General features: G+C 72.6%; 15 protein-coding genes. 9 read left to right on the forward strand and 6 right to left on the reverse strand.

The window, feature by feature from the left end; translation table 11 throughout:
• Positions 1-16 precede the first annotated feature (16 nt).
• On the forward strand, positions 17-2,155 hold the full coding sequence (locus OG386_RS34150) for a primosomal protein N' (protein ID WP_327386419.1): 2,139 nt from the start codon (positions 17-19) through the stop codon (positions 2,153-2,155).
• Positions 2,156-2,350: 195 nt separating this feature from the next.
• Here OG386_RS34150 and OG386_RS34155 read toward each other — a convergent pair whose 3' ends face one another.
• Positions 2,351-2,902, reverse strand: a complete 552-nt coding sequence (locus OG386_RS34155; RefSeq protein WP_328791245.1) for a hypothetical protein — start codon at positions 2,900-2,902, stop codon at positions 2,351-2,353.
• Positions 2,903-3,151: 249 nt separating this feature from the next.
• Between OG386_RS34155 and fmt the strand changes: the two genes are divergently transcribed.
• The 7 genes from fmt (at position 3,152) to OG386_RS34190 (ending at position 9,045) form a co-directional block, all read left to right on the forward strand.
• On the forward strand, positions 3,152-4,096 hold the full coding sequence (gene fmt / locus OG386_RS34160; RefSeq protein ID WP_328791246.1) for a methionyl-tRNA formyltransferase: 945 nt from the start codon (positions 3,152-3,154) through the stop codon (positions 4,094-4,096).
• Positions 4,097-4,205: 109 nt separating this feature from the next.
• The gene (locus OG386_RS34165; RefSeq protein WP_328791247.1) at positions 4,206-5,681 is read left to right on the forward strand and encodes an RsmB/NOP family class I SAM-dependent RNA methyltransferase; all 1,476 of its coding nucleotides are present in this window, start codon (positions 4,206-4,208) and stop codon (positions 5,679-5,681) included.
• 270 nt (positions 5,682-5,951) lie between these two features.
• Positions 5,952-6,638, forward strand: a complete 687-nt coding sequence (gene rpe / locus OG386_RS34170) for a ribulose-phosphate 3-epimerase (RefSeq protein ID WP_327386423.1) — start codon at positions 5,952-5,954, stop codon at positions 6,636-6,638.
• 124 nt (positions 6,639-6,762) lie between these two features.
• A complete protein-coding gene (locus OG386_RS34175) occupies positions 6,763-7,776 on the forward strand; it encodes a sugar-binding transcriptional regulator (RefSeq protein WP_189740535.1) in 1,014 nt (337 codons plus the stop codon).
• Between the two features lie 123 nt (positions 7,777-7,899).
• The gene (locus OG386_RS34180) at positions 7,900-8,121 is read left to right on the forward strand and encodes a CarD family transcriptional regulator (protein ID WP_314253348.1); all 222 of its coding nucleotides are present in this window, start codon (positions 7,900-7,902) and stop codon (positions 8,119-8,121) included.
• Positions 8,122-8,170: 49 nt separating this feature from the next.
• Positions 8,171-8,605 (forward strand): ribonuclease domain-containing protein, encoded by a 435-nt coding sequence (locus tag OG386_RS34185; RefSeq protein WP_328791248.1) that lies wholly within the window; start codon positions 8,171-8,173, stop codon positions 8,603-8,605.
• Complete coding sequence (locus tag OG386_RS34190) at positions 8,602-9,045, forward strand: barstar family protein (protein WP_328791249.1); 444 nt, start codon at positions 8,602-8,604, stop codon at positions 9,043-9,045. Before OG386_RS34185 ends, OG386_RS34190 begins: the two co-directional genes overlap by 4 nt.
• A gap of 153 nt (positions 9,046-9,198) precedes the next feature.
• On the opposite strand, the gene OG386_RS34195 is transcribed toward OG386_RS34190, so the two are convergent.
• The 5 genes from OG386_RS34195 to OG386_RS34215 form a co-directional block, all read right to left on the reverse strand.
• A complete protein-coding gene (locus OG386_RS34195; protein ID WP_328791250.1) occupies positions 9,199-9,675 on the reverse strand; it encodes a group II truncated hemoglobin in 477 nt (158 codons plus the stop codon).
• Positions 9,676-9,677: 2 nt separating this feature from the next.
• Positions 9,678-10,001, reverse strand: a complete 324-nt coding sequence (locus OG386_RS34200) for a putative quinol monooxygenase (RefSeq protein WP_328791251.1) — start codon at positions 9,999-10,001, stop codon at positions 9,678-9,680.
• A gap of 73 nt (positions 10,002-10,074) precedes the next feature.
• Positions 10,075-10,584 carry a hypothetical protein gene (locus OG386_RS34205; protein WP_328791252.1) on the reverse strand — a complete coding sequence of 170 codons (510 nt, stop codon included), beginning with the start codon at positions 10,582-10,584 and terminating at the stop codon, positions 10,075-10,077.
• 55 nt (positions 10,585-10,639) lie between these two features.
• Positions 10,640-12,367, reverse strand: a complete 1,728-nt coding sequence (locus tag OG386_RS34210; protein WP_328791253.1) for an FAD-dependent oxidoreductase — start codon at positions 12,365-12,367, stop codon at positions 10,640-10,642.
• A complete protein-coding gene (locus tag OG386_RS34215) occupies positions 12,364-12,630 on the reverse strand; it encodes a UBP-type zinc finger domain-containing protein (protein WP_033226151.1) in 267 nt (88 codons plus the stop codon). Before OG386_RS34215 ends, OG386_RS34210 begins: the two co-directional genes overlap by 4 nt.
• 306 nt (positions 12,631-12,936) lie before the next feature.
• Here OG386_RS34215 and OG386_RS34220 point away from each other — a divergent pair, with 306 nt between their 5' ends.
• On the forward strand, positions 12,937-13,761 hold the full coding sequence (locus tag OG386_RS34220; RefSeq protein ID WP_327386429.1) for a type 1 glutamine amidotransferase domain-containing protein: 825 nt from the start codon (positions 12,937-12,939) through the stop codon (positions 13,759-13,761).
• Positions 13,762-13,801: the final 40 nt, after the last annotated feature.

Here is a 13,801-nt window from a genome sequence, read left to right on the forward strand (position 1 = left end):
GTCCGGGGCCGTTCGCATGCCGTGCCTGTCAGTGGACTTTGGTAAGAATGCTGATGTGAGCAGCGCGAATGAGTCCCCGCCGGAGCAGCTCGCACTGATCCGGGAAATGGTCGCCGAGGCGAAGGCCAAGGCGCCCAAGGCAAAGCCGCGCACCTGGCGCGGGGCCGCCCTGGCCGCCGAGCTGCCCGTCGCCCGGATCCTCGTGAACAAGGGCGTGCTCCACCTCGACCAGCTCTGGGACTACGCGGTCCCCGAAGAGCTCTCCGAAGCCGCCCAGCCCGGTGTCCGCGTCCGCGTCCGGTTCGGCGCCGGCTCCCACCACGTGCACGGGGGCCGCCGCGAGGGCGGCGGCCTCATCGACGGCTTCATCGTGGAACGTCGCGCCGAGTCCGACTACGACGGCGCACTGGCCGCCCTCGCCCACGTCGTCTCGCCCGAGGTGGTCCTCAGCCCCCGCATGCTCGCCCTCGCCCGGGCCGTCGCCGACCGGTACGCGGGCAGCCTCGCCGACGTGCTCCAGCTCGCCCTGCCCGCGCGGAGCGCCCGCGCCGAGGCCAAGCCCTCGCCGGAACCCCTGCCGCCGCCCCCCGCCCCCGAGCCCGCCGGCTGGGAGCGGTACGGCGCCGGGCCCGGCTTCCTGCGCGCCCTCGCCACCGGCGGCAGCCCGCGCGCCGTCTGGACCGCCCTGCCCGGCCCCGGCTGGGCCGACGAACTCGCCCGCGCCATGGCCGCCACCCTGGCCTCCGGGCGCGGGGCCCTCGCCGTGCTCCCCGACGGGCGGACCGCCGCCCGCGTCGACGCGGCCCTGACCGCCCTGCTCGGCGAAGGCCGACACGCGCTGCTGACCGCCGAGTCGGGGCCCGAGAAGCGCTACCGCCAATGGCTGGCGGTGCACCGGGGCTCCGTGCGGGCCGTCATCGGCACCCGGGCCGCGATGTTCGCACCCGTACGGGACCTCGGGCTGGTCGCCGTCTGGGACGACGGGGACTCCAGCCACAGCGACGACAACGCCCCCTTCCCGCACGTCAGGGAAGTACTGGAACTGCGCGCCGTCAACGACGGCTGCGGCTTCCTCGCGGGCAGTACGAGCTGCACCGTGGAGGCCGCCCAGCTGGTCGAGTCCGGCTGGGCCAGGCCCCTGATCGCCGACCGCGAGACCGTACGGGCCTGCGCGCCCCGGATCCGGACCGTCGGGGACGAGCTGCTCGCCCGCGACGAGGCGGCCCGGGCCGCGCGCCTGCCGAGCCTGGCCTGGGAGACCGTACGGGAAGGCTTGAAGACCGGGCCCGTACTGGTACAGGTGCCGCGGCGGGGCTACGTGCCCCGGTTGGCCTGCGAGCGGTGCCGCACCCCCGCCCGCTGCACGGTCTGCGCCGGCCCCCTGGAGGCCCCCGACGAGCGCGACCTGAAGTGCGGGTGGTGCGGGCGGGGCGAGCCGTCCTGGCACTGCGAGGAATGCGGATCGTTCCGGCTGCGGGCCCAGGTGGTCGGCGCGCGGCGCACCGCCGAGGAACTGGGACGCGCCTTCCCGGCCGTGGCGGTACGGACCTCCGGGCGCGACCACGTCCTCGACGAGGTGCCGGACCGGCCCGCGCTGGTGGTGTGCACCCCCGGCGCCGAACCGGTGGCGGCGGGCGCCGGGTACGCGGCCGCGCTGCTGCTCGACGGCTGGGCCATGCTGGGCCGGCCCGACCTGCGGGCCGGCGAGGACGCGCTGCGGCGGTGGATCGCCGCCGCCTCCCTGGTCCGGGGCGACGGCCAGGTCGTGGTGGTCGCCGAACCGACGCTGCGGCCGGTGCAGGCGCTGGTGCGGTGGGACCCGGTGGGCCATGCCGTACGGGAACTCGCGGAGCGGTCCCAGCTCGGCTTCCCGCCGGTGTCCCGGATGGCGGCGGTGGCCGGCCGGGGCGAGGCCGTGGAGGCCTTCCTGGCCGGGGCCGGACTGCCGCCCGACGCGGAGGTCCTGGGGCCGGTACCGCTCCCGGGGCGGCGCGGGGAGCCGTCCCCGGGGGAGCGGGCGCTGGTCCGGGTCCCACCGGGCAGCGGAGCCGCCCTCGCGGCCGCCCTGAAGTCGGCGCAGGCGGCCCGGCTGGCGAAGGGGGTTCCGGCGGCGGAGGCCGTCCGGGTCCGGATCGACCCACCCGACATCGGCTGACGGGCCGCGCCGGCGAGCGGCACCGACGGGCCGCCCTGACGGGCCGCGCCGGCGAGGTGCGAGCGAGGCCGTCGCCGAACGCCGAAACCCCCGGTGGGGCGACCCGTACGGTCGTCCCGCCGGGGGCGGAATCGGGCGCGGCGATCCGGCGCGGCCGGCCGTCGGGTGTCGGCGTCCCGGCGGCAGGAGGACCCCTCAGCCGTTGCGCGGACCGGGGAAGGCGGGGGAGCGGGGGACCTCTCCGAGCCCCCGCGCGGGAACGCCCGCGGCAGCGGCTGCCTGGGCCTCCTCGCGCACCGGCTGCGGCGGCATCGAGCGGGCCGCCGGGACGGTCGGCAGCGGCCCCATGGTCCGGGTGGTCGTCCCCTCGGCCACCGGGTCCGCGGACTCGGCGGACTGCGCCCGCCGGGCCCCGTACCGGCGGTGCACGGCCTGCTTGGTGACACCGAGCGCAGAACCGACCGCGTCCCACGAGAAACCGAGCGAGCGGTCGAAGTCCACCGCCGCGGTGACCAGTGTCTCGACGCTGTCCCGCAGCTCCTGCGCGAGGCGGACGGTCGGCGCGGGCGCCCGGCCGTAGACGACGAAGCCGGTGGAGGGACCCGATCGGCGCGGGCGGTACACGTTGCCGAGCTGGGCGGTGAGCGTACGCAGGGCATCCACCTGCCGGCGAACCCGCTCGATGTCCCGTACCAGGAGGTGCAGGCTGGCCCGGGCTTGAGCGTCGTGGGTGGCGTGGTCGGCCATGAAGAAGCCTCTCGAACCGGTGCTGAAGGGCGGATCGGGCCGCAGACACCGTTCGCACGCGGCCCGTTTTGGTCAATCTCTCTTGACAACGCGCCACCCGTCGCCCAGGTCACGCTGTGGGGGCGTGTCGGCATATGCGAGGGGCGCGCGCATGTGTGTACGCCCCCTCAACACCACAGGTGGGCGGTCCGACCCGCGCCCCATAGACTGGTGCGCTGCTGACAGCCGAGATAGCGAGGTAGTCCCCCAGTGAAGCTCGTCTTCGCAGGCACCCCCGAGGTCGCCGTACCCGCCCTGGACGCCCTGATCGCCTCCGGGCGGCACGAGGTCGCCGCCGTCATCACCCGGCCCGACGCACCGGCCGGCCGGGGCCGCCACCTCGTCGCCAGCCCGGTCGCCGAACGCGCCGAGGAAGCGGGCATCGAGGTGCTCAAGCCCGTCCGCCCCCGCGACCCGGACTTCCAGGCCCGGCTGCGCGAGATCGACCCGGACTGTTGCCCGGTCGTCGCCTACGGCGCCCTGCTCCCCAAGAGCGCCCTCGACATCCCCCGGCACGGCTGGGTCAACCTGCACTTCTCGCTGCTGCCCGCATGGCGCGGAGCCGCGCCCGTCCAGCAGTCGATCATCGCGGGGGACCAGGTCACCGGCGCCTCCACCTTCCGCATCGAGGAAGGCCTGGACACCGGCCCGGTCTACGGCGTCCTCACCGAGGAGATCCGGCCCACCGACACCAGCGGCGACCTGCTCACCCGGCTCGCCTTCGCCGGGTCCGGACTGCTCGCCGCCACCATGGACGGCATCGAGGACGGCACCCTGCGCGCCGTCGAGCAGCCCCACGACGGGATCTCCCACGCGCCCAAGATCACCGTGGAGGACGCCCGGATCGACTGGACCGCTCCCGCGATGCGCGCCGACCGCGTCGTCCGCGGCTGCACGCCGGCCCCGGGCGCGTGGACCGTCTTCCGCGGGGAACGCCTCAAGCTGATCTCGCTCGGCCTGGTGCCCGACCGCACGGACCTGGAACCGGGCGAGCTGGCCCCCGCCAAGAACAACGTGTACGCCGGCACCGGCTCGCACGCCGTGGAGCTGCTGTGGGTGCAGCCGCAGGGCAAGAAGCCGATGCGGGCCGCCGACTGGGCGCGCGGGGTGCGGATCGCTCCCGGCGAGCGGCTCGGCGGAGCCGACGTAGGCTGATCGGTGGCGACGTCCGAGCGCGGACGTCCCCCCCGTCCCACCCCCGCAGCCCCCACCCCGCAAGACCCGTAGCACTCGTAGCACTCGTAAACCCCGGAGCACCTTTCACGTGAGCGAACAGCCCCGTCAGCCCCGTCGCAAGCCCGCCCCCGCAGGGGCGGGCGGCAAGCAGGCCAAGCCCTACCGCCGGCCCCAGAAGGACCCCGTCCGGATGCTGGCCTTCGAGGTGCTGCGGGCGGTGGACGAGCGCGACGCCTACGCCAACCTCGTACTGCCGCCCCTGCTGAAGAAGGCCCGCCAGGACGAGAACTTCCAGGCGCGCGACGCGGCGCTGGCCACCGAGCTGGTCTACGGGACGCTGCGCCGCCAGGGCACCTACGACGCCGTCATCAAGGCGTGCATCGACCGCCCGCTGCGGGAGGTGGACCCGCCGGTGCTGGACGTGCTCTCGCTCGGCGCCCACCAGCTGCTCGGCACCCGCATCCCCACGCACGCGGCGGTCTCGGCGAGCGTGGAACTGGCCCGGGTGGTGCTCGGGGACGGGCGCGCCAAGTTCGTGAACGCCGTCCTGCGGAAGATCGCCGCGCACGACCTGGACGCCTGGCTGGAGCGCGTCGCCCCGCCCTACGAGGACGACGCCGAGGAACACCTCGCGGTGTACCACTCGCACCCCAGGTGGGTCGTCAGCGCCCTGTGGGACGCGCTAGGCGGCGGGCGCGCGGGCATCGAGGACCTGCTGGAGGCCGACAACGAACGCCCCGAGGTGACCCTGGTGGCCCGCCCGGGCCGGTCCACTCCGGAGGAGCTGCTGGAGGCGGTCGGCGAGGACTCGGCGCTGCCGGGCCGCTGGTCGCCGTACGCCGTCCGGATGGCCGAGGGCGGCGAACCGGGCGCGCTGGAAGCGGTCCGCGAGGGCCGCGCGGGCGTGCAGGACGAGGGAAGCCAGCTGGTGGCCATGGCGCTGGCGGCCGCACCGGTCGAGGGCCGCGACGAGCGGTGGCTCGACGGCTGCGCCGGCCCGGGCGGCAAGGCGGCGCTGCTCGCGGCGCTCGCGGCGCAGCGCGGAGCGTTCCTGCTGGCCTCGGAGAAGCAGCCGCACCGGGCCCGGCTCGTGGAGCGCGCGCTCGCGGGCAACCCGGGCCCGTACCAGGTCATCGCGGCCGACGGCACTCGCCCGGCATGGCTGCCGGGCTCCTTCGACCGGGTCCTGATGGACGTCCCGTGCTCGGGCCTGGGCGCGCTGCGCCGCCGCCCGGAGGCCCGCTGGCGCCGCCGCCCGGAGGACCTGGAGGGCTTCGCGCCGCTCCAGCGCGGGCTGCTGCGCGAGGCGCTGTCGGCGGTTCGGGTGGGCGGCGTCGTCGGCTACGCCACGTGCTCGCCGCACCTGGCGGAGACCCGGGTCGTCGTGGACGACGTCCTGAAGGGCCGCGGTGCGGGCCACTCCCCGGTGTCCGCGGAACTGATCGACGCGAGGCCCTTCATGGCGGGAGTCCCGGCCCTGGGCGACGGCCCGGACGTCCAGCTGTGGCCCCACCTGCACGGCACGGACGCGATGTACCTGGCGCTGCTGAGGCGGACGGCGTAGCGAGTCGCCGGTTCCCCGTCGTCCGTGCTGGCCCACGGGATGCCCCGGGCCACCACGGACGACGGCTCCGGGGGCTTCTCCTCGAGGCTCCCGCCTTCCGAAGCCCCCGCCGCACCCCCCCGGACACGCCCGGCCGGATACCGCCCCCCGGGGTCGCTCGTGCACCACCCGGTCCCGGCTGTACCGCGCCCGGTCGTCCCGTTCCGCCCTGTGCGGGGCGACTTGCGGGGTCGTGGCCGGAACCCGGTGGGGGCATGGCAGGCTTGGGGCATGGCCGCTCAGATTTATCCCAGCATCCTGTCCGCCGACTTCGCCCGACTCGCCGAGGAGGCGAAGGCCGTCGAGGGGGCCGACTGGCTGCACGTCGACGTCATGGACAACCACTTCGTCCCGAACCTGACCCTCGGCATGCCGATCGTGGAATCGCTGAGCAGGGCCACGGACACTCCGCTGGACCTCCACCTGATGATCGAGGACCCGGACCGCTGGGCCCCCCAGTACGTGGAGGCCGGAGCGGGATCGGTCACCTTCCACGCCGAGGCGGCCGCCGCGCCCGTGCGGCTCGCGCGGGAGATCCGGGCCAAGGGGGCGCGGGCCTCGATGGCGCTCAAGCCCGCGACGCCGATCGAACAGTACGAGGACATCCTCCCCGAGCTCGACATGCTGCTGATCATGACGGTCGAGCCCGGCTTCGGCGGCCAGCCCTTTCTGGACATCATGCTCCCGAAGATCCGCCGTACCCGGGAGCTGATCGCCAAGCACGGTCTGGAGCTGTGGCTCCAGGTCGACGGCGGGGTCTCCGCCTCGACCATCGAACGGTGTGCCGAGGCCGGCGCGGACGTGTTCGTGGCCGGCAGTGCGGTCTACGGGGCGGTCGATCCGGCCACCGCCGTGCGCACGCTGCGTGAGCAGGCGGGTGCGGCGATCGCAGCCGCGCCGTGGGCTTGCGACCACTGAACCAAGGGTTGATGAACAGCTCGGTGAACGGGAGCTGTCCAGGCTGATCAACGGCCGTCGGATCTGACAGGATGAACGGCGAGTCGAGAGTGTGAACAGCAGTGAGGAGAGCGCGGTGTCTGCAATGTCGGCGGGACGGTCAGCCCTGCGGATGGGACCCGCGGAGCTGGTGCAGGCGGCGGCCATGGCCCGCCGCTTCTACCTGGAGGGCAAGTCCAAGATCCAGATCGCCGAGGAGTTCGGCGTGAGCCGCTTCAAGGTGGCCCGGGTCCTGGAGACCGCCCTCGAACGCGACCTCGTACGGATCGAGATCCGGGTACCGGCCGAACTCGATGCCGAGCGGTCGGACGCGCTCCGGGCCCGGTACGGGCTCCGGCACGCCGTCGTCGTGGAGTCGCCCGCCGACACCACCGAGGACGCGCCCGACCCGGAGAACCTCGGGGCGGTCGCGGCCGACCTGCTGGGCGAGCTGGTCAACGAAGGCGACGTGCTCGGCCTGGCGTGGGGGCGGTCGACCATCCACATGGCCGCTTCCCTGCACCGGCTGCCGCAGTGCACCGTGGTGCAGCTGACCGGCGTGTACGACGCGGGGACCGCCGAGCGCGGTTCGGTCGAGGCCGTGCGCCGGGCCGCCCAGGTCTCGGGCGGTGACGCGCACCCGATCTACGCGCCGATGCTGCTGCCCGATCCGGCGACCGCGGCCGCGCTGCGCAGCCAGACGGGGATCGCGCGCGCCTTCGAGTACTTCGACAAGGTGACGGTCGCGGCGGTGTCGATCGGCTCGTGGGAGCCGGGCATCTCGACCGTGCACGACATGCTGACCGACGAAGAGCGGGAGCACTACGCCTCGCTGGGTGTGGCGGCGGAGATGTCCGCGCACCTGTTCGACGCCGAGGGGCGTCGTGTCGGCCGGGACCTCGGCGAGCGGTGCATCACCGTCGAGGCGGACCGACTGCGGCGGATCCCCGAGGTCGTGGCGATCGCGGGCGGGCTGCGCAAGGCCTCCGCGATCGGGGCCGTGCTGAGGTCGGGGCTGGTGACCAGTCTCGTCACGGACACGGCGGTCGCCGACTACCTCCTCACCGAGTCGGCCCCCGGGCTGCGGCCGGCGTTGGACCGGGCCGACCCGGACGACTGATGCGGTTTGACCGGGCATGACGGGCCGCGGCGGCCGCTGTTGCCGCCGTCGGTGCGGATGGTGCTGGAATTGAGATCCGAACGGCGGGCCGCGCGGCGGCCCGCGGGGCGCATACTGGTTCCAATGACAAAGTCAGCAGTACCTCGCCGCCATTTGCCGTCCAGCCCGTTCAAGGCCCCCGTGGAGCAGCCCATCCGGCACTTCAACGTCGGCGACCGGGTTACCCACGACGAGCACGGCCTCGGCCGTGTCGTCGGAATCGAGGAGGGGATCGCTGTTCTCGTCGACTTCGGTTCGGTCCAGAAGCGAATCCTGAGTCCCTACACCAAGATGGCCGCACTCTGAGGCCACCGGGCGATTCGCTAGCGAATCGGATATTTGGCACGATCGGTGCATGATCTTTCGGAACGTGCCCCGATCGTTGCTGCGTTTGCTGGGGGCCCTGTTCCTGTGCGCCGCACTGGTCGGTGCGGCGGGTTGTGGCGGGCAGGAACCCGCACCTGCCGCCGCCTCCCGCACGAGTGCCTCCGCCGTCCCGGAGTGGGCGAAGGGCATGGCCACCGTACGGGCCGACGGGCTGCCGCAGCAGGCCCGTGACGTTCTCGCGCTCATCGACGAGGGCGGGCCGTACCCCTACCGGCAGGACGGCACGGTCTTCGGGAACTTCGAGAAGGCCCTGCCCGAGCAGAAGCGTGGCTACTACCACGAGTACACCGTGCGGACGCCGGGAGAGCGTGATCGCGGAGCCCGGCGGATCGTGACGGGTGGGGGTGGGGAGTTCTTCTACACGGACGACCACTACGACACCTTCAAGGCGGTTCTCCGATGAGCCTGGACCCGCAGCCGCTCGCCCCGGCCCTCGAAGCCGCCGAAGCCGCGGGCCGGACGACCGTACGGCTGGACCTGAGCGGGGTACGGGACAAGTCCGAGCTGATGCGGCGGTGCGGGGACGCCTTGCGGCTGCCGGAGTGGGTCGGCGGGAACTGGGACGCGTTGGCCGATGCGCTGCGGGACCTGTCGTGGTTGCCGGTGCCGCGGGGTGGGGGGTGGCTGGTGGCGGTGACGTCGTGGCGGGGTTACGCCGATGCCCGGCCGGGCGAGTGGGAGACGCTGGTCGAGGTGCTGGAGGAAGCCGTGGGTTTCTGGCGGGAGCCGGGGCCTGGCGGCGGGCCGGGGCTGGTGGTGGTGCTGGCCGAGGCCGAGGCCGGGCCCGGGCCGGTTGCCGGGGCTCCGCCCCGGACCCCGCACCTCAAGCGCCGGCGGGGCTGAAAGAGCGCCTCAAACGCCGGCGGGGCTGAAGGAGCGCCTCAAACGCCGGCGGGGCTGGGGTGGGCCGGGCGGGGTTGGAAGGGCGCCTCGAACGTTGGCCCAGTGGGGCCGGAGAAGCTGGGGTGGGGGCAGGCTACGGGCCTGCCCCCTGGGTCAGTTCTGGGTCGTGTTCGGGATCCAGGGTGGGGTTTGGCCCCAGGACCAGACCGGGATCTTGGCCGCGTCGACCGGGGGTGGGTTGGGGCCCGAGTAGATCAGGGCCATGCGGGTGCCCCACTCGATGTAGTAGGCGAACACTCCCCGGAACTCCGGGTCCGTCGGGAGGCCGACCTCGTCGGCCGTGTCCATCAGCAGGTCCACCCAGCGGCGGCGCTGCCGTTCGGTGATCGCCCGGCCCAGGTGCTTGGTGGCCATGTGCTGGTGGCCGCCGTGGTGGGCGGTGTAGTCCGAAGGGCCGCCGAAGACCTCTGACAGCCAGACCGCGACGTGCTGCGGGTGTTCCGAGTCCATGCCGGCGAAGACCGGGGCCAGGATCTCGTCCTGCAGGGCGTGGGCGTAGAAGGCGTCCGTGAGGCGGTTCATCGCCTCCGCTCCGCCCATCCACTCGTAGATGGTGGGTGTGGTGCTCATCGTTATCCGGCGGCCTTTCCCGTGCCCACGACGCCCGTCACGAGATAGTGCTGCATCTCCTCGATGGCCGTCACGTACGGACGGATCGCGTTGAAGAAGGCCGGGAAGTGCTCGCCCTTGCGGAACCCGCCCAGGTGCTCCTCGATCGAGGTCCAGCGGATCCGCAGGATGTAGCGCTCCTTCTCCTCCTCGCAGCGGGCCAGCTCGTAGTCGATGCACTCGGGGGATGCGGCCAGGGACTCGGCGGCCCGGGCGTACGCCTCCTCGAAGGCCGACTGGTCGTCCAATGCGATCCGGTAGCGGATGTATTCGACGGTGGTGGTCATGGGTGCGTGCCTCTCCCTGGGTATAGGTCGTCGCCAGCCTTACGCGATCACGCGCCGCCGTGGGGCGGATTCGTCATTCGGACCCGGACTTCATGGAGTCGGTCGGTTCGGAGACGTCGGGGCCCTGGGCGCGGACCCGCTGGACCTCGTCCAGTGAGCCGCGCAGCTCGGTCAGCCACTCGTCCGTGTTGCGGCCGACGAGCCGGACGCACCAGGCGAGGGCGTCGGCCCGACTGCGGGCCACGCCGCCGGCGACCAGGGTGTCGAGCACCTGGCGCTCGGACTGGCGCAGGCGGGTCATCACCGGGACGGCGAGGTGGGTGAACAGGGTCGTCTCCTCACCCACCCGCACGCCCCAGGCGACCTTCCGGCGGTAGAGCTCTTCGGCCTCGCGGGCCACTTCGATGCGCTGTTCGCGGGTGCGTTCGCGGAACTCCTTGACCGATTCGGCCGCCGGTATGACGCCGACGACCGTGATCTCCTCGCGGTCGAGGGTGACCGAGTCCAGGGACTCGTAGACGTCGACCGGCAGGCGCTCGGCGAACCACGCGCGGAGCTGTTCGCTCTGTTCTGCTGTAATCATGTAATCAACGTTGCATCCGTTGCGACCTTGATCGCAAGGCTCGCGGCGTTCGCTCTCAGCCCATCGAGCGGTAGCGGTGGATCAGCGACACGGCCATCGCTCCCTCACCCACCCCCGAGGCGACCCGTTTCACCGAGTGGGCGCGGACGTCGCCCGCCGCGAAGACTCCGGGGACGCTCGTCTCCAGGGGGTACGGGGCGCGCTCCAGGCTCCACTCGGCCGGCAGTTCGCCGCCGTTGGAGATCAGGTCCGAACCGGTGAGGACGAAGCCGTACTCGTCGCGCTCGACGACGCCCGCGAGCCAGTCGGTGTGCGGGCGGGCGCCGATGAAGGTGAACATGAAGCGGGCCGGGATCTCGGTGTCCTCGCCCGTGTCCGCGTCGTGGAGGGTGAGGCGCTCCAGGTGCTCCTCGCCGTCCAGCCGGACCACCGTCGTGCGCACCTTCACTTCGATGTTCGGGGTGCGGTCGATCTCGTCGATCAGGTAGCGCGACATGCTCGCGTCCAGGGAGGCCGCGCGGACCAGGATCGTCACGCGGGCGGCGTACTTGGCGAAGTGCACTGCCGCCTGGCCCGCGGAATTGGCCCCGCCGACGATGAACACGTGCTGCGAGATGCAGGCCGAGCTTTCCGTGGTGGCCGCGCCGTAGTAGAGGCCGGCACCCTCGAAGCGGTCCGCGCCGGGGGCGTCGAGGCGGTTGTACGAGACCCCGGTGGCCAGCAGGACCGTCTCGGCGGAGATCTCGGTGCCGTCCGCCAGGGTCAGGATCTTGGCCGGGTCGTCCCGGGTCAGCGAGACCACCTCGACCGGGTGCAGGATCTCGGCGCCGAACCGGGAGGCCTGGATGGTGGCCCGGCGGGTCAGGTCGCCGCCCGAGAGGCCCGAGGGGAAGCCGAGGTAGTTCTCGATCAGGCTGGACGTGCCCGCCTGGCCGCCGGGGGCGCGGGAGTCCAGCATGAGGGTCGACAGGCCCTCCGAGGCCGAGTAGACCCCCGCCGCCAGCCCCGCCGGGCCCGCGCCGACGATGACGCACTCGTAGTGCGGGCGGGAGGCGGTGGTGGCCAGGCCCAGGCGCTGGGCGAGCTGGGTGTCGGTCGGGGCCGAGAGCACCGATCCGTCCGGGAAGCGGACGAGGGGGAGCGCCCCGTCGGGCTGGGCTGCGATCAGGGTCAGCGCCTCGGGGTCCCGCTCGACGTTGAGGAAGCGGAACGGCTGGCCGTTGCGGGTGAAGAAGTCCCGCACGGCGTGGGTGCCGGGGGAGACGAGGTGGCCGGCGACGATGATCCCGTCGTACGCCGGCCGGTAGGTGGCCAGCCAGTCCGACAGCAGGTCGTCCAGGACCGGGAAGAGCCGCTCGTGGGGCGGGTCCCAGGGCTTGAGCAGGTAGTAGTCCAGCCGGACCCGGTTGATGGCGGTGATCGCGGCGTCGGTCTCCGCGTAGGCCGTCAGCAGGACGCGCCGGGCGTCCGGGAAGCGGCTGACCGCCTCCAGCAGGAACTCGACGCCGGTCACGTCCGGCATGCGCTGGTCCACGAGGAACAGCGCCGGGTCGTGGCCGCGTTCGTCGAGGGAGTCCAGGATCTTCAGGGCGTCGGCCGCCGAGGAGGCCCCGAGCACCCGGTAGCGGTCACCGTAGGCGCTGCGCAGGTCGCGGCGGACGGCGCGCAGCACCTGCGGGTCGTCGTCCACGGCGAGGATGACCGGCTTCTTGTGCTCCGCGCGTTCGGCGGCCGCGGCCGCCGAGGTGGTGGCGGCGGCGGAACCCTCCGGGGCCGCGCTCATGCCGGGTCCAGCATCAGCTGGTCGGCGTAGCACCAGGCCCAGTCCTCGCCGGGCTCGTGGGAAGCCGCGATGGCGTGCTCGGTGGTCCGGTAGTGCCGGGTGGCGTGACGGTTCCTCGACGAGTCGCAGCATCCGACGTGCCCGCAGCTGAGGCACATCCGCAGGTGCACCCAGGTGTCGCCGGCGATGAGGCACTCCTCGCAGCCCACGGCCGTGGGTTTCACCGGACGTATCTGATCGATGTGTGTGCACAACAGGTCCATCGTCATCGTCCCCGTCCCTCTCCTCGTGCTCTTGCCCGTGCTGTTGCTCGTTCATCAAGTCGGCTCGTGCGCCCGTGATTCACGGCGCGTCCAGACCATAGGTCGGAGCCCCGGGAACGGTTCATCGATTCGGCCGAAGTCAGGTAGTCCTGAAGGTACTTCCTGACGTCTGCGGACGACTTCCTGAGGTGCTGCCACGAGCTGGCCCGCTACCTCACGAAGTCGCATACCAGCGCTTTGACGAAGCCCCTGGGCGCGGCCAGTGTGGTGGACGCCAACGACAACAGGCGGCGCCTGGAGGAATACGTGAGCAGAAAGATTCTGGTCATTGTCTCCGAACACGGTTACTGGGCCGAGGAACTGATAGGTCCCGTATCGAAGTTCGACGAGCGGGGCTACGAGGTCATATTCGCCACGCCGACCGGAAAGCGTGCACACGCTCTTCCGCCGAGCCTCGACGCGAACTACATCGATCCCCCGCTGGGACGCTCGGTCACCACCGAGGAGAACGCCCGGCTGGGGCGGGAGTTCGAGCAGTCGAGCCGGCTGGACTCGCCGCTCGACATCGAGGCGTGGGTCCCCGAGCGTCCGTACACGAGCGACGAGGGCTATCTGCCCAAGCTGGAGCAGTACCACCGCGATCTCGACAAGCTCGACGCCGACGTCGCCGGGTACGACGCGATCCTCATCGTCGGCGGCAGCGGCCCGATCGCGGACCTCGCCAACAACGAGCGCGTGCACGCCCTGATCCTGGCCTTCCAGAAGGCCGGCAAGGTCGTCGCCGCCGAGTGCTACGGGGTCGCCTGCCTGGCGTTCGCCCGGGACTGGGGCGACCGCCGGAGCATCATCTGGGGCAAGCACGTGACCGGCCACTGCAAGGAGTACGACTACAAGGACGGCACCGGATTCCTCGGTACCGACTTCAACATGGGGCCGCCGCCGTATCCGCTGGAGTACATCCTGCGCGACGCGACGGGCCCGCGCGGCGCGTACCACGGGAATTTCGGCAAGCCGGTATCGGTCATCGTCGACTTCCCCTTCGTCACCGGACGTTCCACCCCCGACTCGTACCTCACGGGGCAGAAGATCGTGGAAGTCCTGGAGGACGGTCTCACCCGATACGGCTGGTGATCCCGGAAGCCGCAGGGAAATCGCAGAGTTGAGGGGGAAT

The organism is Streptomyces sp. NBC_00273, assembly GCF_036178145.1.
GTDB lineage: Bacteria > Actinomycetota > Actinomycetes > Streptomycetales > Streptomycetaceae > Streptomyces.

Excerpts from the sequence above, each read along its gene's own strand:
- OG386_RS34215 (WP_033226151.1), bottom strand. The coding sequence starts at position 12,630 with ATGGACCTGTTGTGCACACACATCGATCAGATACGTCCGGTGAAACCC.
- OG386_RS34205 (WP_328791252.1), bottom strand. The coding sequence starts at position 10,584 with ATGATTACAGCAGAACAGAGCGAACAGCTCCGCGCGTGGTTCGCCGAG.
- rpe (WP_327386423.1), top strand. The coding sequence starts at position 5,952 with ATGGCCGCTCAGATTTATCCCAGCATCCTGTCCGCCGACTTCGCCCGA.
- OG386_RS34195 (WP_328791250.1), bottom strand. The coding sequence starts at position 9,675 with ATGAGCACCACACCCACCATCTACGAGTGGATGGGCGGAGCGGAGGCG.
- OG386_RS34200 (WP_328791251.1), bottom strand. The coding sequence starts at position 10,001 with ATGACCACCACCGTCGAATACATCCGCTACCGGATCGCATTGGACGAC.
- OG386_RS34150 (WP_327386419.1), top strand. The coding sequence starts at position 17 with ATGCCGTGCCTGTCAGTGGACTTTGGTAAGAATGCTGATGTGAGCAGC.
- OG386_RS34190 (WP_328791249.1), top strand. The coding sequence starts at position 8,602 with ATGAGCCTGGACCCGCAGCCGCTCGCCCCGGCCCTCGAAGCCGCCGAA.
- OG386_RS34155 (WP_328791245.1), bottom strand. The coding sequence starts at position 2,902 with ATGGCCGACCACGCCACCCACGACGCTCAAGCCCGGGCCAGCCTGCAC.
- OG386_RS34210 (WP_328791253.1), bottom strand. The coding sequence starts at position 12,367 with ATGAGCGCGGCCCCGGAGGGTTCCGCCGCCGCCACCACCTCGGCGGCC.
- OG386_RS34180 (WP_314253348.1), top strand. The coding sequence starts at position 7,900 with ATGACAAAGTCAGCAGTACCTCGCCGCCATTTGCCGTCCAGCCCGTTC.
- OG386_RS34175 (WP_189740535.1), top strand. The coding sequence starts at position 6,763 with ATGTCGGCGGGACGGTCAGCCCTGCGGATGGGACCCGCGGAGCTGGTG.
- OG386_RS34185 (WP_328791248.1), top strand. The coding sequence starts at position 8,171 with ATGATCTTTCGGAACGTGCCCCGATCGTTGCTGCGTTTGCTGGGGGCC.